The organism is Luteimonas viscosa (genome assembly GCF_008244685.1).
GTDB classification, from domain to species: domain Bacteria; phylum Pseudomonadota; class Gammaproteobacteria; order Xanthomonadales; family Xanthomonadaceae; genus Luteimonas; species Luteimonas viscosa.
In genome coordinates, this window is the sequence record NZ_VTFT01000002.1 from 494,730 (window position 1) to 513,519 (window position 18,790).

An 18,790-nucleotide genomic window follows, 5' to 3' on the forward strand; every position below is an offset into this window, starting at 1 on the left:
ATGAACATCACCGAGCTTTCCATCCGCCGGCCGATCACCACGATCATGCTGTTCGTGTCGATGGTGGCGATCGGGCTGATCGCCTCGTTCCGGCTGCCGCTGGAAGCCGAGCCCGAGGCCACCATCCCGTTCTTCTTCGTCTCGCTGCCGTATCCGGGCTCCACCCCGGAAGAAGTGGAGCGCAACATCCTGCGCCCGGTGGAGGAAGCGCTGGCGACGATGTCCGGCATCCAGTCGATGAATTCGCGCGCCAACGCCGAGGGCGGCCAGATCCAGGTCCAGTTCAGCGACTGGAGCCGCGACATCGCCATCGCCGCATCCGAGGCGCGCGAGCGCATCGACTCGGTGCGCGACCAGTTGCCGGACGACTTCCGCCGCTACTACGTGCAGCGCTGGAGTACCAGCGACCGCGAGGCGATGAGCCTGCGCCTGACCAGCGACGAGGACCTGAGCGCGCGCGCCGACCTGATCGAGCGCAGCATCAAGCAGCGGCTCGAGCGCCTGCCCGGGGTGGCGCGCGTCGAAGTCGAAGGCGTGGCCCGGCAGGAAGTGCTGGTCGCGCTAGACAAGGACCGCCTCAGCGCGCATGGGGTGGCCCTGAACGAACTGGTGCAGCGGCTGCAGGCGGCCAACTTCTCGGTGTCCGCCGGGCAGATCACCGAGGATGGGCGCCGGCTGCGCGTGCAACCGCGCGGTGAACTGCAGGAACTGCAGGCGCTGCGCGACCTGCGCGTCGACGATCGCGGCACGCGCCTGTCCGACATCGCCGAGGTCAGCCTGCAACCGCAGCGCATGAGCTACGTGCGACAGATGGAGGGCAAGCCCAGCGTCGGCGTCGACGTGTACAAGGAACGCGCCGCGAATCTGGTCGATCTCTCGCGAGCGGTGCGCGCCGAGATCGCGGTACTGGAAGAGGATCCGGCGATGCGCGGCATCGGCATCGAGATCAGCGACGACCAGGGCGAGGCGGTGACCGGCTCCCTGCTGGCGCTGGCCGAGGCGGGCGGCATCGGCCTGGCGCTGTCGATCATCGTGCTGTACGCGTTCCTGCGCCACTGGCCCTCGACGCTGATGGTCACCACGGCGATTCCGATCTGCTTCATCATGACCCTGGGTTTCATGTACTTCGCCGGGATCTCGCTCAACATCATCTCGATGATGGGCCTGCTGCTGGCGGTCGGCATGCTGGTCGACAATGCGGTGGTGGTGGTCGAGAGCATCTACCAGGAGCGGGAGAAGTACCCCGACAAGCCCTGGCTGGCCTCGATCATCGGCACCCGCCATGTCGCCATCGCGCTGTCGGCCGGCACCCTGTGCCACTGCGTGGTGTTCCTGCCGATGATGTTCGGCGAACGCAACATCATCACCATCTACCTCACCCAGCTGGCGCTGACCATCTCGGTCTCGCTGCTGGCCTCGTGGCTGGTCGCGGTGAGCCTGATCCCGATGCTGTCGGCGCGCATGAAGACCCCGCCGGCGGTGAAGTCGCCCTTCATCACCGGCATGCAGAACCGCTACGCGCGCGTGCTGCGCTGGACGCTCGACCACCGCGGCTGGAGCGTGGTGGGCATCCTCGCGATCTCGCTGGCGAGCGTCTACCCGATGATGAACACCAAGGGCGGCGGCGACGACGGCGATCCCAGCCAGGTCAACATCTTCTACCAGTGGAAGGGCGCCTATTCGAAGGAGGAGATGGGCAAGGAGGTCGCGCGGGTCGAGCAGTTCGTCAACGCCAACCGCGAGGCGTTCCGGATCGAGAAGGTCTACAGCCGCTACAGCGAACAGGGCTGGGCCTCGACGCGCCTGTTCCTCGACGTCGAGGACCGTGCGGTGAGCCTGCAGATCCAGGAGAAGATCCGGGAGGGGCTGCCGCAGTCGGCGCGCGCCAAGATCGGCCTCGGCTGGCCGGGCGGCATGGGCAACGAGGGCGAGGGCATCAGCTTCAGCCTGATCGGGGATTCCACCCAGGTCCTGCAGGAGCTGTCGGCCGACATCGTGCCGATGCTCGGGCGCAACGAGAAGCTGCGCGACGTGCGCGTGGACACCGGCGACGCCAACACCGAGCTGTCGGTGCGCGTGGACCGGGAACGCGCCGCGGCGTACGGGTTCAGCGCGCAGGAAGTGGCGCAGTTCGTCGGCATGGCGCTGCGTGGCTCGTCGCTGCGGGATTTCCACCGCGAGGACGTCGAGATCCCGGTGAACGTGCGTTTCGCCGGATCGGACGAGTACGGCATCGAGGACCTGTCGGGCTTCATGGTGCGCGCCGCGAACGGCACCCAGGTGCCGCTGATGGCGATGGTGGACGTCGGCCTCAACCCGGCCTCGACCTCGATCCAGCGCCTGAACCGGCAGACGATGCTGCGCATCGAGGCCGGCATCGCCAAGGACGTGCCGGTGGAGGAGGCGCGCAAGGCGGTCGAAACCGCACTCGAGGGCGTGCAGTTCCCGCCCGGCTACGGCTACACCTTCTCCGGCATGGGCTTCAACATCAACATCGACGGCATGGACCAGATGCTGCGCGCGATCGCGATCGCGCTGGTGCTGATGCTGGTGATCATGGCGGCGGTGTTCGAGTCGCTGCTGTTCCCGACCGCGATCATGTCCTGCGTGCTGTTCTCGATCTTCGGCGTGTACTGGCTGTTCTGGATCACCGGCACCGAGATGAACATCATGGCGGTGATCGGCATCCTGGTGCTGATGGGCGTGGTGGTGAACAACGGCATCGTGATGATCGAGCACATCAACAACCTGCGCCGGCGCGGCATGCCGAGGACCGAGGCGCTGGTCGAGGGCAGCCGCGAGCGCTTGCGCCCGATCCTGATGACGATGGGCACGGCGATCCTGGCGATGATCCCGATCGCGCTCAACACCGACACCGCCGACGGCATGCCGCCGTACTATCCGATGGCACGCGCGATCGCCGGTGGCCTCGCCTTCTCGACCGTGGTCAGCCTGCTGTTCCTGCCCACGATCTACGCGCTGCTCGACGACCTGCGCACGGGCACGTCGCGGGTGGTGCGTCGTGCGCGCGGACGCCGGGGCGAGCCCGTCGCGCAGGCACCGGTGCCGCTGCGCGCCGAATAGGCCGACGCGCACTTCCCGGCTTCCGTCCCCGGCAGGGCGCGGTCCGCTTTTCGCCGGGGAGGGGACGCGCACGCGTGCCGCGAGGCTCGATCCGCTGGCCACCGGGCGGCCATCCGGCCAGCAGCTTCATGGCCAACGGCCCGGACATGGCGTCGCGGCTGGGCAACGTGCCGGCATTCTTCGGCACCGCCATGCCTGCGCAGGCGAGGGCGTTCGTGCGTCATTTCGCAGGCAGCATCGACACCATCAAGGTGTACGACGGGATCCCGCGCGAGGCCTGCCTCGCGCTGGTCGACGAGGCGCGGCGGCACCGCATGCCGGTGGTCGGGCATCGGCCGCACGCGGTGGCTGCGATCGGGGGGCGCCAGCAACGGTGCCTGGAGCACGCGCGATTCCTGTTGCACGAGTCGTTCGACGGGTCCGCCGCGCTGCGCGCGGCAGCGGGCACGCCGGCATGGCGCGAGGATCGGCGGTCGATGGTCGACCGCCACGACCTGGCGCGCGAGCGATCCTCTAGGCCATGCATGCTTCGGGCACGTACTACGTGCCGACGTACCTCAGCCGCCGGGCGGATGCATACGCCGATCGCCCCCGGGTGCGGGAAGATCCGCTGCTGCGCTACGCGCATCCGCTGCTCAGGTGGCAATGGCGATGTCCTGCTCGCCGAAGATCCAGGCGAACCCGCGCAGCGCTCGATGCGATCGAATCGCACGTGGTGCGAAACGCGCGCAGCTAGACCGTGGGCGCGAAGATCCTGTGGCGCTTCCTCGGGAACCTCGTGGGGTACTGCGCGCGAGCAGGCCGGTCAGCCGAACAGCCGCGCCAGCATCCGCGCGCCGCCGGTCCAGACGCCGATCGCCGTGCCGAGCGAGGTCAGGAAGAAGTTCACCAGCACGCGCGCCACCCGGTTGCGCCACCAGCCGCGGACCGTGTTCACGTCCTGCCGCAGCGCCATGAAGTCGGCGTAGGTCGGCTTGCGCACCCAGGCCTCGATCAGCGCGCTGACGGTGCCCGAGGCCAGCGCCGGATGCAGCGGCGTGAACGGCGAGGACACGAACGCGCCGAGGATGCTCAGCGGATGGCCGCCGGCGACGAGGCAGCCCAGCGCGCCGAGGCCGCCGGTCCACAGCACCCAGTACAGCAGCAGGTCGGTGCCGACGTCGAGGCCGCCGCTGGCGAAGCCCCAGGCGAAGCCGATGAGCAGGAACGCGCCGATGCAGATCTCCATCACCGGCAGTTTCGATTTCGGCTTGATCGTCTCGAGCGCGGCCGTGACCGTGTCCGGCGTCGCATCGTCCTCGCGCAGGTGCCGCGCCAGCCCGTCGAGATGCCCGGCTCCGACCACGGCCAGCACTTCGCGCGCGCTTCCCGCGCTCGCGCGCAGGCGGGCGGCCATGTAGCGGTCGCGTTCGGCGATCAGGGTGTCGTACAGCTCGGGCGTCTGCTCGGCGAACTCGCTGAAGCTGGCCTGCAGCATGTCGCCCTGCTTGAGCTTCTCGATGTCGTGTTCGGCGACCTCGTCGTCGACGATCAGGCCGGCGACGATGCCGCCGCCGAGCTTCGCGCGTTGCCACCAGCCCAGCCGCTGCAGCGCGCGGCGGAAGGTCAGGCCGACGTCGCGATCGATCAGGTGCGTCGGCAGGCCGCGCGCGCGCGCGTCCTCGACCGCCGCCTTCAGTTCCGCACCCGGTTCGATGCCGAGCTGTTCGGCGAGGCGGCGCTGGTAGCTGGCCATCGCAAGGTTGGCGGCGAACAGCGGGGTCTTGCCCTCGCGCAGCACCTTGACCAGGTCGAGCCTGGCGAGCGCGTCCGGATCGCTGATCGCGTCCAGGCGCTGCTGGTCCAGCTCCACCGCGACCGCGTCGAAGCCGCCCCCGGCGATCGCGGCGCGGACCGCCTCCACGCTGGCGCGCGACACATGCGCGGTTCCCAGCAGGGTGTAGCGCACGCCGTCGCGCTCGACGATGGCGTGGGGTTGGGCGCGCCAGTCGGCTTCGGCGGCGGGGGCTGCGTGTTCGCTCAACGGAAGGATCTGCATGGAGGGAGGTTCCGACAACAAGACGGCGCCTTGCGGCGCCGTCTTGTCTGCGGGGGACAGGGTAGTACCTGGCGCGCGACAGGGAAAGCAGCGCGGACGTCGCCGCGGGGCCGCGTTCACTCCGCTGCCGTAGTCCGCCCGCAGACGCCCGCGGAGGCGTAGGCGTGGTCGAGTTCGCAACGCGCGTCCCCGGGCGTGGCCGGAGGCGGGGCCGCGCGGCCCTGCGACATGAACCGGGCGATGTCCGACACCACCGATGGATCGCGCAGCAGCCGCCGATGCCCGAGCCCGTCGGTGCTGACCAGTTGCGTGTCGGGCCAAGCCTGCGCCACCGCGCGTCCATGGAAGTAGGGCACGTCGCGGTCTCCGCGGTCGTGCACGACCAGCAGCGGCGGCAGCGCGCGCAGGCGCGCCAGGCCGGGCATGTCGAAATCGGTCCATGGACGGGCGAACCGGGCTTCGACCTTCGTGCTGAAAAGTGCGGTTACCGCCGGGCTGGCGCCAATCGCGCGGCCGAACGGCTCGATCGCGGCGGAAGGCAGGGCGAACGGCGCGACGAACGCGATCCGTCCCGGACCCGCCCAGCCGTCGCGCAGGGCCAGCGCGGTGGCCGTGCAGCCACCCGAATGCGCGACCAGGCCCGTCAGCGGTCCGACCCCGGCGGCGACCACCCGCAGGGCGTCGGCGATCTCGAGCATGCTCACCCGGTGGCCGCCGAGACGGCTCGGATCGGAGCGGCCATGCGCCGGGGCGTCGAAGGCGACCACCCGCAAGCCGCGCGCGAGCAGGGGTTCGACCAGCGCATGCATCTGCCCGGCATGACCGCCCCAGCCGTGGACCAGCAGCACCGTCGGCCCGCGCCCCCACGACCAGGCCTCGACGCGCCGGCCATGTACGCGGAACGCGAGCGCCTCGCCACGGGCGAGGCAGGCGCTGGCATCGGGTCGGGGCTTGGTCCTGGGCGCCGAGAACCAGATCCGGTCGAACAGCGCGGCCGCGCGTTCCGGCGACACCCGGGAGAGCACGCGCATCGCGGTGCGCAGGGCAGACATGCGCCAGTTGCTCCCGAGCCATGACGCCTGGGTAGTCGGGGTGTCGGCGACCGGCGCGCCCAGCCCGGTGTCGATCGAATCGAGGCTGCCGTCCAGATTTTCAGTACGAACGATCGTGCTATTTTCTGCGTCCAGAACATCCATGCCAGGGTCCTCTCGGGTTCGGCGATCAGGCGGTGGGGGAGTAGCTGCGAAGCAGCCGTTCGAACGCGCGGAATCCGCGTGCGGCCGCTTCGGTGTAGCCGGTGAGCCCGGCGTCGTGATGGACCGCGAGCGCGATCGCGTAGATCTCGAACGCGACCTGCGCGATCTCGGTGTCGGCGGCGAGTTCGCCGCTGTCGATCGCCAGTTGCACGGCCTTGGCCAACTGGTCGCGCCAGTCGGATTCCTGCTGCAGCACGCGGTCGCGGATCGGGCCGGGGCGGTCGTCGTATTCGCTGGCGGCGGCGAGGAACAGGCAGCCGCCGTCGTCCTCGTGGCGGACCCACTCGGCCCAGTTGGCGAAGATCGCGCGCAGTCGCGGCAGGCCACGCTTCTCGCGCAGCGCCGGGACCAGGACGTCGCGGATGAACAGCTCGCCGCCCAGGTCGAGCGTGGCGAGCTGCAGTTCCTCGCGCGAGCCGAAGTGCGCGAACACCCCGCTCTTGGACATGCCGACCTGCTCGGCGACCCCACCGATGGTGAGGCCTTCGAGGCCGTTGACGCAGGCCAGCGCGTAGGAACGCGCGAGGATGGCCTCGCGCGTGGTGGCACCCTTCGTGGGGGAGGGCGTCATGAGCACGCCCCCATAAAAGCACGACCGTTCGTATCAATCAAGTGCCGGTTCCCGGGTCTTCCGCGGCCGCGGTCGACGCGCCCGGGCCCAGCGGGCGCTGCATGAACACGGTATCCAGCCAGCGCCCGTGCTTCCAGGCGATTCCGGGCATGGTGCCGGTGTGGACGAAGCCGAAGCGCTCGTGCAGGCGGATCGAGGCGGTATTGGTGGGTTCGCCGATCACCGCGATCATCTGCCGGTAGCCACGCGCCTCGCAGGCTTCGATCAGCGCTGCAAGCAGGGCTGCGCCGATGCCGTGTCCCTGGGCATCGGCGGCCACGTAGACCGAGTTCTCCACCGTGAACCGGTACCCCAGCCGCGCACGGAAACTTCCCGCATAGGCGTACCCCGCGACCCGGCCGTCCAGCTCCGCCACCAGGTACGGGAAGCCGTCCCCCACGATCGCCCGCATGCGGCGGTGCATTTCCGCTGCGTCGGGGACGTCGTACTCGTAGGTGTTGACGCGTTCGCGGACTTCATCGGCGTAGATGGCGGCGATCGCGGGAATGTCGGCTTCGGTCGCCGCTCGGATCAGGGGTGGCAACGGAGTCAGTCCAGATAGCGTTTGAGCAGGCCGTCGTAGGCGTCGATGCGGCGGTCGCGCAGGAACGGCCAGATCCGCCGCACGTGTTCGCTGCGGGCCAGGTCGATCTCGGCCAGCAACACCGTCGCCTCCGTGCCGGCCTCGGCGATGAATTCGCCCTGGGGCCCGAGCACGTGGCTGTTGCCCCAGAAATCGATCCCGCTCGCGCCCATCGGCGAAGGCTCATGGCCGACTCGGTTGCAGGAGAGGACCGGCAGGCCGTTGGCGACCGCGTGGCCGCGGTGGCTCAGCACCCAGGCGTCGCGCTGGCGGGTCTTCTCGCCCTGGTCGTCGTCCGGGTCCCAGCCGATCGCGGTGGGATAGAGCAGCAGCTCCGCGCCGGCCAGCGCCATCAGCCGCGCGCCTTCCGGATACCACTGGTCCCAGCACACCAGCACGCCCAGGCGGCCGACCGAGGTGTCGATCGGCTGGAAGCCTAGGTCCCCGGGGGTGAAATAGAACTTCTCGTAGAACCCCGGGTCGTCCGGGATGTGCATCTTGCGGTACCTGCCGGCGACGCTGCCATCGCGTTCCAGCACGACCGCGGTGTTGTGGTACAGGCCTGCGGCCCGCCGTTCGAACAGGGACGCGACCAGCACCACGCCATGCTGCTTCGCAAGCCGGCCCAGGCGCTCGGTACTCGGCCCGGGCACCGGCTCGGCTAGATCGAACTCGGCGACCGACTCGTGCTGGCAGAAGTAGCAGCCGTTGTGCAGTTCCTGCAGCAGCACCAGCTTGGCGCCGGCCTTCGCGGCCTCTGCGACACGGGCTTCGATCACTGTCAGGTTGGCGTCGGCATCGCCGTGGTTGCGCTCCTGGATCAGCGCGACGGGCAGGGTCCTGGTCTTCATCGGCACATTGTAGGGCCGGCCGCGGAGCGCCGGCGGGCATCGCGGGCCTGACATTCAGCCGCCCCCGGCGCGACCGCCGCACGCGTAAAGCCCGGAAGGGTTTGGAACCCGGGGGCGCTCCTACGCCAGCCCCTCGGGCAGTTGCATGGTCACGCAATGCAGGCTGCCGTTCTGCCAGATCAGCGGCCGGCACGGTACCTGGACGATCTCGCGTACGGGAAACGCCTGCGCCAGCACGGTCGCGGCCGCGGCGTCGGCCGGATCGCCGTAGGCCGGCATCAGCACGGCACCGTTGACGATCAGGAAGTTGGCGTACGACGCCGCAAGTCGTCGTCCCTCGTCCACGATCGGCGCCGGCCAGGGCAGCGCGAAGAGGCGGTAGGGCGTGCCGTCGCGGGTACGCAGCGCGGCGAGTTCCGCAGCCATCGCCTGCAGGCCGGGGTAATGGCTGTCGGCGGGATCGTCGCAGGCCTGGTAGACGATCGCATCCGGCGCGGCGAAGCGGGCGAGGGTGTCGATGTGGGCGTCGGTGTCGTCGCCCTCCAGCGCGCCGTGCTCGAGCCAGAGCACCCGGTCCTGCGCCAGCCAGCCCGCAAGGCGGCGGTCGAGTTCGCCGCGGCTGGCGTCCGGGTGGCGCTCGTGCAGGCACTGCCAGGTGGTGAGCAGGGTGCCGGCGCCGTCGGTTTCGATCGCGCCGCCTTCCAGAGCGAAATCAACCGGTTGGCGCGAGCTGTTCGCAAAGATTCCCAGGTCGTGGAGCCGCTCGACCAGCAGGTCGTCCCGACTCGCGTCGAACTTGCCGCCCCAGCCGGTGAAGCGGAAGTCGAGCAGCCGGAAGCCGTCGGCCCCGCGCAGGCTGATCGGGCCGGAGTCGCGCAGCCAGGTGTCGTCGTAGGGCACCTCGACGAAGCGCACCCGGTCCATGTCGACCCGCGCCGACGACAGCCGCGCGCGCGCATAGGCCTCCACGTCGGCATCGGACACGCACACGATCGCAGGCTCGAAGCGGGTGATCGCCGCGACCAGTGCGATGTAGGTGTCCTCGACTTCGGCCAGGCGCGCGGCCCAGTCGGTGTCGGCGGTCGGCCACGCGAGCAGCACCGCGGACTGGGGTTCCCACTCCGCGGGGAATCGCGATGTCGCTGCGGTCATCGTTCGGCGGGACTACCGGATCGCGGGCTTCGGCCCGACTTCGGCGGTGTGGGCCTGGTTGAGGACGGCGTCGATGACGCGATCGCGCTCGAAATACACGGTGAAGGCCGGGTACACCCAGCGGTTGATCGTGGGCCACTGGCGCTTCTGGCCGCCGCGGGGGTCGAGCTTCTCGGTGGGGACGCCGAAGCGGGCCTGCACCTGGGCGGCGCTGAGTCCGCGCTCGGGCAGGGCGACGTGCGCCTTGTGCTGCGCACGGTCGACCAGCAGGGTGTCGGCGGAAGCGGCGCCCGCGGCGCACAGCAGCGCGGACAGGGCGAGGCTCGGGATCAGGCGCATGGTCGGGCTCCGTCGGGATTCAGGGCGGGTGGCCCCGGCGTTGTAGCAGATTCGGCCGCGGGGCGCTGTGTCGGTTGCCGGGTTTGGCGCGCACGGGGGACAAGGCCTCCGTCGGCTCCCGGCCGCCCGCCGCCGCACGCACGCAAAAAGGCCGCATCGCTGCGGCCGTTCGCGTTACGTCTCGGGATCCGCGGCGCCCGGGGTCCCGGGCGACGGATCGTGCGGTCAGCGCTGGCGCGCCTTGAAACGCGGGTTCGACTTGCAGATCACGAAGACCTTGCCACGGCGACGAACGACCTTGCAGTCGCGGTGACGGGCCTTCGCCGACTTCAGGGAGGACAGGACCTTCATGACAGACCTCGGAAACGGTTCGGAAACGGGCAGGCGGAAAACGAAGCCGCGCATTATAGCGGTCTTTTCCCCGCCCATTCAAGCGCTTGTCCGGATCGTGGCGGAGGCGGGCGGCGTGGCGCGCGCTGCAGGATAATCCCTCGCCTCCCCCTCAGGTGCCGCGCATGACCGACCCGATCCCCGTGCTCACCATCGACGGCCCCTCCGGCTCCGGCAAGGGCACCATCAGTCGCCTGGTGGCGCAGCGGCTCGGCTGGCACTACCTCGATTCCGGGGCGCTGTACCGGGCCGTCGGCGTCGCCGCGGGCTGGGCCGACCTCGACCTCGACGATGCGGGGGCGCTGGTCCGGTGCACCTTCGATACCGAAATCGGCTTCCGGGAATCGGATTCCGGTGAGCTGCGGGTGATGGTCAACGGCCACGACGCCACCGACGAGTTGCGCACCGAAACCGCGGGCGCCGCGGCTTCCGCGATCGCCGCGATCCCGGAAGTGCGGGCGGCGCTCAAGGACCGCCAGCGGGCGTTCCGCCGGGCGCCAGGGCTGGTCGCGGACGGTCGCGACATGGGCACGGTGATCTTCCCGGACGCCCCGTACAAGGTGTTCCTGACCGCCAGCGCCGGGGAACGCGCGGAAAGGCGCTATAAACAGTTGAAGGACAAGGGGGTTTCGGTCACAATGGACGGTCTGCTGCGCGAGATCCTCGCGCGCGACGCCCGTGACGCCAGTCGCACGGTGGCGCCGCTGCGGCCGGCCGAGGGAGCCGTCCACATCGATACCACCGGCCTGGACATCGACGCGGTCGTCGAGCGCGTGCTGGCCGTGGTGGCTCCCCGACCGCGGACATCCGTGGCCTGAGGGCCGTCGCGCGGTTCCAGCGCCCCGGTCCGGGGCGGGGGACCCCGCCGGGTCGAACAAGGCAGACACCAGCCCCGTGCGGGAAGTTCCCGTGCGGTTCCGTCCAACACAACACTCACGGCCATACGCAATCCCGCGCAGGTCGACAACGGGTGGACCGCGGCGCCGAAGCCGGCGCGCGGTCTGTGTCCTCAACCGAGTAATCTCCAAAATGACCGAATCATTCGCAGAACTGTTCGAAGCCAGCCAGGCCAACCTGGCCAAGCTCAAGCCCGGCGCGATCGTCACCGGCACCGTCGTCGACGTGCGCACCGACGTGGTCGTCATCAACGCCGGCCTCAAGTCCGAAGGCATCGTGCCGATCGAGCAGTTCCGTAACGACGCCGGCGAGATCGACATCGCCGTCGGCGACGTCGTCAAGGTGGCGCTGGACTCCCTGGAAAACGGCTTCGGCGAAACCGTGCTGTCGCGCGAGAAGGCCAAGCGCGCCATGGTGTGGGACGAACTCGAGGAAGCGCTCGAGAAGAACGAGACCATCACCGGCCGCATCAGCGGCAAGGTCAAGGGCGGCTTCACCGTCGACATCAAGGACGTCCGCGCGTTCCTGCCCGGTTCCCTGGTTGACGTGCGCCCGGTCCGCGACCCGGTGTACCTGGAAGGCAAGGAACTCGAGTTCAAGCTGATCAAGCTCGACCGCAAGCGCAACAACGTGGTCGTCTCCCGCCGTGCGGTGGTCGAGAGCGAGCACTCGGAAGAGCGCGAGCAGCTGATGGAGAAGCTGGTCGAGGGCGCGGTGCTCAAGGGCGTGGTCAAGAACCTCACCGACTACGGCGCGTTCGTCGACCTCGGCGGCATCGACGGGCTGCTGCACATCACCGACATGGCCTGGAAGCGCGTGCGCCATCCGTCCGAGGTGGTGGAAGTGGGCGCCGAGCTCGACGTGCGCGTGCTCAAGTACGACCGCGAGCGCAACCGCGTCAGCCTCGGCCTGAAGCAGCTGGGCGAGGATCCGTGGGACAACATCGCCCGCCGCTATCCGTCCAACACCCGCGTGTTCGGCAAGGTCTCCAACGTCACCGATTACGGCGCGTTCGTCGAGATCGAACCGGGCGTCGAAGGCCTGGTGCACGTGTCCGAGATGGACTGGACCAACAAGAACGTCAATCCGTCCAAGGTGGTGCAGGTCGGCGACGAGCTCGAGGTCATGGTGCTCGACGTCGACGAGGAGCGTCGCCGCATCTCGCTGGGCATCAAGCAGGTCACCAGCAACCCGTGGGAGACCTTCGCCGCGATCCACAAGAAGGGCGACAAGGTGTCGGGCCAGATCAAGTCGATCACCGACTTCGGCATCTTCATCGGCCTGGACGGCGGCATCGACGGCCTGATCCACCTGTCGGACATCACCTGGAACTCGACCGGCGAGGAAGTCGCGCGCAACTTCAAGAAGGGCGACACCGTGGAAGCCGTGGTGCTGGCGGTGGATCCGGAACGCGAGCGCATCTCGCTTGGCGTCAAGCAGCTCGAGCAGGATCCGTACGGCCAGTTCCTGGCCAACCACCCGCGTGGTACCAAGGTCACCGGCACGGTCAAGGAAGTCGATGCCAAGGGCGCGGTCATCGACCTGGGCGAGGGCGTGGAAGGCTATGTCGCCGCGCGCGACGTCGCCGACACCCGCGTCGACGATGCCAGCCAGCACCTCAAGGTGGGCGACGCGGTCGAGGCCAAGTACGTCGGCCAGGACCGCAAGAGCCGCACCCTGCAGCTCTCGATCCGCGCCAAGGACGAAGCCGAGGCCGCCGAGAGCCTGGCCGAGTACAACAAGAACGCGGCGGAAGCGTCGAGCGGCACCACCAAGCTGGGCGCGCTGCTGCGCGAGCAGCTGGAAAACAAGTCCGAGTAAGTGGACTCGCGGCGAAAGCCGCAGACGCCCGGCCTTCGCGGCCGGGCGGTTGCAGGAGGGACGGCCCGGCACGTGTCCGGGCCGCCCTTGCGGACTTCCACGGGCGCGTCGACGATGACCAAATCGGAACTGATCGAGATCCTGACCCAGCGCCAGGCGCACCTGAAGGCCGACGACGTCGACCTGGCGGTGAAGTCGCTGCTGGAGATGATGGCCGGCTCGCTCGCGCACGGGGAGCGGATCGAGATCCGTGGATTCGGCAGCTTCTCGCTGCACTTCCGGCCGCCGCGGACCGGGCGCAATCCCAAGACCGGCGACGCCGTCGCGCTGCCGGGCAAGCATGTCCCCCATTTCAAGCCGGGCAAGGAATTGCGCGAGCGGGTCACCGCCGTCATTCCGCTGCCGGCCGAGGAGTAGGCCGCGCACCCGCGCCAGGCCTTCGCGCGATGCGTTTGCTCCGGATACTCGCCGCCCTCCTGTTCGTCCTGATCGGCATCGCCGTCGGCGCGCTGAATCCTCAGCCGGTACACCTCGACCTGGGGTTCGCCGTCCTCGATGCCAGCCTCGGCGTGATGCTGCTGGCGGCATTGCTGGCGGGCGCGCTCTGCGGGGGCATCGCGCTGGCGTTTGCGGTGATCGTGCCGTTGCGGCGGCAGCAGCGGCGCGACCGCGCGGTCGAGGATCCGCCGCGACCGCCCTACCACACGGGAGTCTGAGCGCATGGCATTCGTCACCGAGTGGTTCTGGTTCTTCCTGCTGCTGCCGATCGCGGCGCTCAGCGGCTGGGTCATCGGCCGCCGCGGAGGCGAGCGCCACAGCGACACCCAGGTCAGCCGGCTGTCGACCACCTATTTCCGCGGCCTGAACTACCTGCTCAACGAACAGCCGGACAAGGCGATCGAACTGTTCCTGCACATCGCCGAGCTGGACAAGGAAACCTTCGAGACCCAGCTCGCGCTCGGCCACCTGTTCCGCCGCCGCGGCGAGGTCGACCGCGCGATCCGGCTCCACCAGGGACTGGCGCAGCGCGCCGACCTCAACGACCAGCAGAAGGTCCTGGCCCTGCTCGCGCTGGGCGAGGACTACATGAAGTCCGGGCTGCTCGACCGTGCCGAGGTGGTGTTCACCGACCTGGCCAAGATCGACCAGCGCGCGCCGCAGGCGCTCAAGCACCTGATCGGCATCTACGAGGCCGAGCGCGACTGGGCCAAGGCGATCGAGAACGCCACCCGCTTCGAGGCCGCCACCGGCGAGCCGATGGGCAAGCTGGTGGCGCAGTTCGAATGCGAGCTCGCCGACCGCCTGCGACTGGCCGGCGATGCCGAGGGCGCGCGGGAAGCGGTCGCGCGCGCCTACGCCGCCGATTCGAAGTCGGTGCGCGCGGGGATCCTCGACGGCCGCCTGGAAACCGATGCCGGCAACGATGCCGCCGCGATCCGCGCCTACGAACGCGCGGCCCGCCACGACACCGACTTCCTTCCCGAAGTGCTGCCGGCGCTGCTGGCCGCCTACGACCGCGTCGGCGATGCTTCGGGCGCGCGCAAGTTCCTCGCCGAGATGAGCGAGCACTACCGCGGCATCGCCCCTGTGCTTGCGCTCACCCGGCTGGTCGAGGCGCAGGATGGGGTCCATGCCGCGCGCGCCTACCTTGCGCAGCAGCTGAAGGATCGCCCCTCGGTGCGGGGCGAGGCCACCCTGATCGACCTCACCCTGGCCGACAACACCGATCTCGCCGCGACCCTGCAGGACCTGCGGCTCATCACAGAGCAACTGCTGGTGCGCAACCCGAGCTATCGCTGCACCCGCTGCGGATTCGGCGCGCGCAGCCATCACTGGCAGTGCCCGAGCTGCAAGGACTGGGGCACGATCAAGCCGTTGCTGAATTACGCCGTCGTCTGATGGCGCCATCCGCGACGGTCGCGATCTGGCTGCTGGCCGGCCTGTCCATCGGCGGCGCCACCACGGCGCTGGCACGCGCCTATGCGCTGCGGCGCCGGCTGATCGACCAGCCCGGCGAGCGCCGGAGCCACGCCGCGGCCACCCCGCGTGGCGGCGGCGTGTCGATCGTCGTCGTGCTGCTGCTTGCGCTGGCGGCTGGCGTCCTGGCGGCGCCCGGGCATGTCACCGCTGCCGTCCTGGCGGGGACGGGCCTGGTACTGGTGTCGGGCATCGGCTGGATCGACGACCACCGGCCACTGCCGGCCCTTCCGCGCCTGTGCGTGCACGTGGTCGCGGCGGCGCTGCTGGCATGGGCGCTGCGCACGCAGGGTGGTGGCTGGGAGGATGCCGCCACCGCGTTCGTCGCGGCCGTCGTCCTCGCCAACGTCTGGAATTTCATGGACGGCATCGACGGCATCGCCTCCAGCCAGGCCGCCATCGTCGCGACGGGATACGCGCTGTTCGCGGGACAGGGACCGGTGTTCTGGGCGGGCCTGGCGCTCGCCGCCGCGGCCTGCGGCTTCCTTCCGTTCAATTTTCCGCGGGCCCGGATCTTTCTCGGCGACGTGGGCAGTGGCGCACTCGGCTACGCCCTGGCAGGCGCACTGGCGCTGGGTTCCCTTCATCAGGATTGGGGCACCCGCGTGCTGTACCTGTTTCCCCTGCTGCCGTTTCTTCTTGACGCGTCGTTGACGTTGCTTGCGCGCATGGTGCGGGGCGAGGCCTGGTGGCGTCCGCACGTGCAGCACGCCTATCAGGCCTGGGCGCGCAACAGGGGCGGGCACGTGCTGGTCACGCTCGCCTACGGCGCCGCCGCTTTGGTCGCGGTACTGGCGATGTTTGTAATGCGTTCATGGAGTTCCACGGTTATCATGGCAACGTACCTGACCTTTCTGCTGGCGGGGGGGCTGGCATGGAAGCGGCTTCGCGGGCTCACCGCGGGGGAAAGACCTAGCAGTCTCAGAGACGGGAAGCCCTGAACATGGTCAACTGGAAGGATCGGGTCACCACCACGGTGCCGAGGATGGCGGTGGTCGTCCATGACCTGTTCATGGTCTGGTTGTGCTGGTCGGGCCTGCATCACTTCCGCTACGCGATGCTGCCGTTGCTGCCGGTGCCGCCCCTGTCTTCGACCGAGCTGCTCCTGGTGCTGGGCGCGCAGGGCGCGGTGTTCTGGCAGGTGGGCCTTTACCGCGGCGTCTGGCGGTTCGCCAGCCTGCCGGACCTGATCAACATCCTGAAGGCGGCCATGATCGGCCTGCTGGCGATCATGCTGGTGCTGTTCGTCTACAACCGGCTCGACCAGGTGCCGCGTTCGGTCCTGCTGCTGTATCCGTTGCTGCTGACCGCGCTGCTGGGCATGCCGCGGCTGCTGTACCGCGCCTGGAAGGACCACAGCATCGCCAGGACCGACCAGGCTGCGCTGCGGGTGCTGATCCTGGGGGCCGGCCAGGCGGGAGAGACCCTGGTGCGCGACCTGCGCCGGGCCGGCGCCTATGTGCCGGTCGGCTTCCTCGACGACGCGGCCAAGCTGCGCGGCAGCCGCCTGCAGGGGGTGCCGGTGCTGGGACGGGTCGAGGACGTCGCCAGGATCGCGCCCGAGACCGCGGCGCAACTGCTGGTGATCGCGATGCCTTCGGTCGACGCCGCCACCATGCGCCGGGTCGTGGCCGCCTGCGAGCGGACCGGCCTGCCGTTCCGCACGGTACCGCGCCTGGACGACATGCTCGAGGGAAGGTCGCTGCCCGGCGAACTCAAGGAAGTCGCGATCGAGGACCTGCTCGGCCGCAAGCCGGTGACGCCCGACTGGAAGGCGATCCGGGGCTGGCTCGGCGGTCGCAGCGTGCTCGTGACCGGCGCCGGCGGCTCGATCGGCGGCGAACTGTGCCGCCAGTGCGCGCGCCATGGCGCGGGCAGGATCGCGCTGGTGGAGATCGACGAGCTCGCGCTGATCAAGGCCGAGTCCGAACTGCGGCGCGACTTCCCCCAGATCCAGTGCATCCCCGTGCTCGGCGACTGCGGCGACCCGGCGGTCATGCGGCACGCGCTCGGCCTGTCCAGCCCCGACGCGGTGTTCCACGCCGCCGCCTACAAGCAGGTGCCGATGCTGGAGGGCCAGCTGCGCGAGGCGGTGCGCAACAACGTGCTCGCCACCGAGGTCGTGGCACGGGCGTCGGCCGCGGCGAAGGTCGGCACCTTCGTGCTGATCTCCACCGACAAGGCGGTCGATCCGGTCAACGTGCTGGGTGCGACCAAGCGCCTGGCGGAAATGGTCTGCCAGTCGCTCGCCGAGCCGGAAGGCACCCATTTCGTGACGGTGCGGTTCGGCAACGTGCTCGATTCGGCAGGCAGCGTGGTGCCGCTGTTCCGCGAGCAGATCCGCAATGGCGGCCCTGTGACCGTCACCGATCCGGAAGTCACGCGTTACTTCATGACCATCCCGGAGGCCTGCCAGCTGATCATGCAATCCGTCGCGATCGGCTCGCGCCAGGCGATCTACACCCTGGACATGGGCGAACCGATCCCGATCCGGCTGCTCGCCGAGCAGATGATCCGGCTCGCCGGCAAGCAGCCCGAGCGCGATATCGCGATCGTCTACACCGGCCTGCGACCCGGCGAGAAACTGCACGAAACGCTGTTCCATGCGGACGAACGCTACCGTCCCACCGTGCATCCGAAGATCCTGCAGGCCGAGGCCCGGTCGGTGTCAGCCGAGAAGATCCAGCCTGCACTGGTGCGCCTGCGCGAGGCGGTGGTCGCGTTCGACACCGAGGCGCTGGCCCTGCTGCTGCGCGACACGCTGCCCGAGTTCCGGCCGGCGGTCGTCACGCCCGGCCGCGACGGCGCCGGTACCGTGGTCGCATTCCCCGCAAGACAGGCACGCAAGACATGACCCAACGCATTCGCAAGGCCGTGTTCCCGGTCGCCGGGCTGGGAACGCGCTTCCTTCCCGCCACCAAGACCGTCCCCAAGGAGATGCTGCCGATCGTCGACCGGCCGCTGATCCAGTACGCCGTGGACGAGGCGATCGAGGCCGGCTGCGACACGCTGGTGTTCGTGACCAACCGCTACAAGCACGCGGTGGCCGATTACTTCGACAAGGCCTACGAGCTCGAACAGAAACTGGAGAAGGCGGGCAAGCTCGAGCAGCTCGAGCTCATCCGCAACGTGCTGCCCAAGGGCGTGCAGGCGGTGTTCGTCACCCAGGCCGAGGCGCTGGGTCTCGGGCACGCGGTCCTGTGCGCCAGGCCGGTGGTCGGCAACGAGCCGTTCGCGGTGCTGTTGCCGGACGACCTGATCTGGAACCGCAATGGCGACGGCGCGCTCAAGCAGATGGCCGACCACGCCGCCACGAACGGCGTCGGCGCGATCGCGGTGCAGGACGTGCCGCGCGAACAGACCGCCAGCTACGGGATCGTCGAGACCGGCGACTTCCACGATCGCAGCGGTGCGATCCGGCGGATCGTGGAGAAGCCGGCGCCCGACGACGCACCGAGCACACTGGCCGTGGTCGGACGCTACGTCCTGCCGGGCGAGATCTTCGACCACCTGGAGCGGACCGGTCGTGGTGCCGGTGGCGAGATCCAGCTGACCGACGCGATCGCCAGCCTGATCGGCGAGAAGCAGATCGATGCCTACCGCTTCCGCGGCACCCGCTTCGACTGCGGTACGCACATTGGCCTGGTCGAGGCCACGATCCGTTTCGCGCTCGACCACGAGAAGATCAGCGATGCCGCGCGCGACAGCATGGCGCGGGCCCTGCAGGAACTGGGCGTCATCGAGGCCGCCTGACGCGTTGCGGCCCGTGTGACGGACAACGGCGCCGCGAGG

The 18,790-nt window shown here is 69.5% G+C and carries 17 protein-coding genes; 9 read left to right on the forward strand and 8 right to left on the reverse strand.

What is annotated here, in order from left to right; translation table 11 throughout:
• The gene (locus FZO89_RS16795) at nucleotides 1-3,084 is read left to right on the forward strand and encodes an efflux RND transporter permease subunit (protein ID WP_149104572.1); all 3,084 of its coding nucleotides are present in this window, start codon (nucleotides 1-3) and stop codon (nucleotides 3,082-3,084) included.
• 805 nt (nucleotides 3,085-3,889) lie between these two features.
• Here the strand turns inward: FZO89_RS16795 and FZO89_RS16800 are convergent.
• From FZO89_RS16800 to ykgO, 8 genes are all read right to left on the reverse strand, one after another.
• Nucleotides 3,890-5,122, reverse strand: coding sequence for a TraB/GumN family protein (locus tag FZO89_RS16800; RefSeq protein ID WP_149104573.1), 1,233 nt, complete (start codon nucleotides 5,120-5,122; stop codon nucleotides 3,890-3,892).
• Nucleotides 5,123-5,238: 116 nt separating this feature from the next.
• Nucleotides 5,239-6,318 (reverse strand): alpha/beta hydrolase, encoded by a 1,080-nt coding sequence (locus tag FZO89_RS16805; RefSeq protein ID WP_149104574.1) that lies wholly within the window; start codon nucleotides 6,316-6,318, stop codon nucleotides 5,239-5,241.
• Between the two features lie 25 nt (nucleotides 6,319-6,343).
• A complete protein-coding gene (locus FZO89_RS16810; RefSeq protein ID WP_149104575.1) occupies nucleotides 6,344-6,949 on the reverse strand; it encodes a TetR/AcrR family transcriptional regulator in 606 nt (201 codons plus the stop codon).
• Nucleotides 6,950-6,986: 37 nt separating this feature from the next.
• Nucleotides 6,987-7,532 carry a GNAT family N-acetyltransferase gene (locus FZO89_RS16815; protein ID WP_262378751.1) on the reverse strand — a complete coding sequence of 182 codons (546 nt, stop codon included), beginning with the start codon at nucleotides 7,530-7,532 and terminating at the stop codon, nucleotides 6,987-6,989.
• 5 nt (nucleotides 7,533-7,537) lie between these two features.
• Nucleotides 7,538-8,422, reverse strand: a complete 885-nt coding sequence (locus FZO89_RS16820) for a carbon-nitrogen hydrolase (protein WP_149104577.1) — start codon at nucleotides 8,420-8,422, stop codon at nucleotides 7,538-7,540.
• A gap of 120 nt (nucleotides 8,423-8,542) precedes the next feature.
• The gene (locus FZO89_RS16825) at nucleotides 8,543-9,574 is read right to left on the reverse strand and encodes an agmatine deiminase family protein (protein WP_149104578.1); all 1,032 of its coding nucleotides are present in this window, start codon (nucleotides 9,572-9,574) and stop codon (nucleotides 8,543-8,545) included.
• A 12-nt stretch (nucleotides 9,575-9,586) separates the two neighbouring features.
• Nucleotides 9,587-9,913 carry a hypothetical protein gene (locus FZO89_RS16830; RefSeq protein ID WP_149104579.1) on the reverse strand — a complete coding sequence of 109 codons (327 nt, stop codon included), beginning with the start codon at nucleotides 9,911-9,913 and terminating at the stop codon, nucleotides 9,587-9,589.
• 225 nt (nucleotides 9,914-10,138) lie between these two features.
• Complete coding sequence (ykgO, locus tag FZO89_RS16835; RefSeq protein WP_010342887.1) at nucleotides 10,139-10,264, reverse strand: type B 50S ribosomal protein L36; 126 nt, start codon at nucleotides 10,262-10,264, stop codon at nucleotides 10,139-10,141.
• 164 nt (nucleotides 10,265-10,428) lie between these two features.
• On the opposite strand from ykgO, the gene cmk reads away from it, so the two are divergent.
• From cmk to galU, 8 genes are all read left to right on the forward strand, one after another.
• Nucleotides 10,429-11,121, forward strand: coding sequence for a (d)CMP kinase (gene cmk / locus FZO89_RS16840; RefSeq protein ID WP_149104580.1), 693 nt, complete (start codon nucleotides 10,429-10,431; stop codon nucleotides 11,119-11,121).
• Between the two features lie 211 nt (nucleotides 11,122-11,332).
• The gene (gene rpsA / locus FZO89_RS16845) at nucleotides 11,333-13,021 is read left to right on the forward strand and encodes a 30S ribosomal protein S1 (protein ID WP_149104581.1); all 1,689 of its coding nucleotides are present in this window, start codon (nucleotides 11,333-11,335) and stop codon (nucleotides 13,019-13,021) included.
• 114 nt (nucleotides 13,022-13,135) lie between these two features.
• The gene (locus tag FZO89_RS16850) at nucleotides 13,136-13,438 is read left to right on the forward strand and encodes an integration host factor subunit beta (RefSeq protein WP_149104582.1); all 303 of its coding nucleotides are present in this window, start codon (nucleotides 13,136-13,138) and stop codon (nucleotides 13,436-13,438) included.
• Between the two features lie 29 nt (nucleotides 13,439-13,467).
• Nucleotides 13,468-13,737 carry a lipopolysaccharide assembly protein LapA domain-containing protein gene (locus FZO89_RS16855; RefSeq protein ID WP_149104583.1) on the forward strand — a complete coding sequence of 90 codons (270 nt, stop codon included), beginning with the start codon at nucleotides 13,468-13,470 and terminating at the stop codon, nucleotides 13,735-13,737.
• 4 nt (nucleotides 13,738-13,741) lie between these two features.
• Nucleotides 13,742-14,920 (forward strand): lipopolysaccharide assembly protein LapB, encoded by a 1,179-nt coding sequence (lapB, locus tag FZO89_RS16860; protein ID WP_149104584.1) that lies wholly within the window; start codon nucleotides 13,742-13,744, stop codon nucleotides 14,918-14,920.
• On the forward strand, nucleotides 14,920-15,939 hold the full coding sequence (locus tag FZO89_RS16865; protein WP_149104585.1) for an MraY family glycosyltransferase: 1,020 nt from the start codon (nucleotides 14,920-14,922) through the stop codon (nucleotides 15,937-15,939). Before lapB ends, FZO89_RS16865 begins: the two co-directional genes overlap by 1 nt.
• Before the next feature lie 2 nt (nucleotides 15,940-15,941).
• On the forward strand, nucleotides 15,942-17,852 hold the full coding sequence (locus FZO89_RS16870; RefSeq protein ID WP_149104586.1) for a polysaccharide biosynthesis protein: 1,911 nt from the start codon (nucleotides 15,942-15,944) through the stop codon (nucleotides 17,850-17,852).
• The gene (gene galU, locus FZO89_RS16875) at nucleotides 17,849-18,751 is read left to right on the forward strand and encodes a UTP--glucose-1-phosphate uridylyltransferase GalU (RefSeq protein WP_149104587.1); all 903 of its coding nucleotides are present in this window, start codon (nucleotides 17,849-17,851) and stop codon (nucleotides 18,749-18,751) included. The genes FZO89_RS16870 and galU overlap by 4 nt, the downstream gene beginning before the upstream one ends.
• The last annotated feature ends 39 nt before the right edge of the window (nucleotides 18,752-18,790 follow it).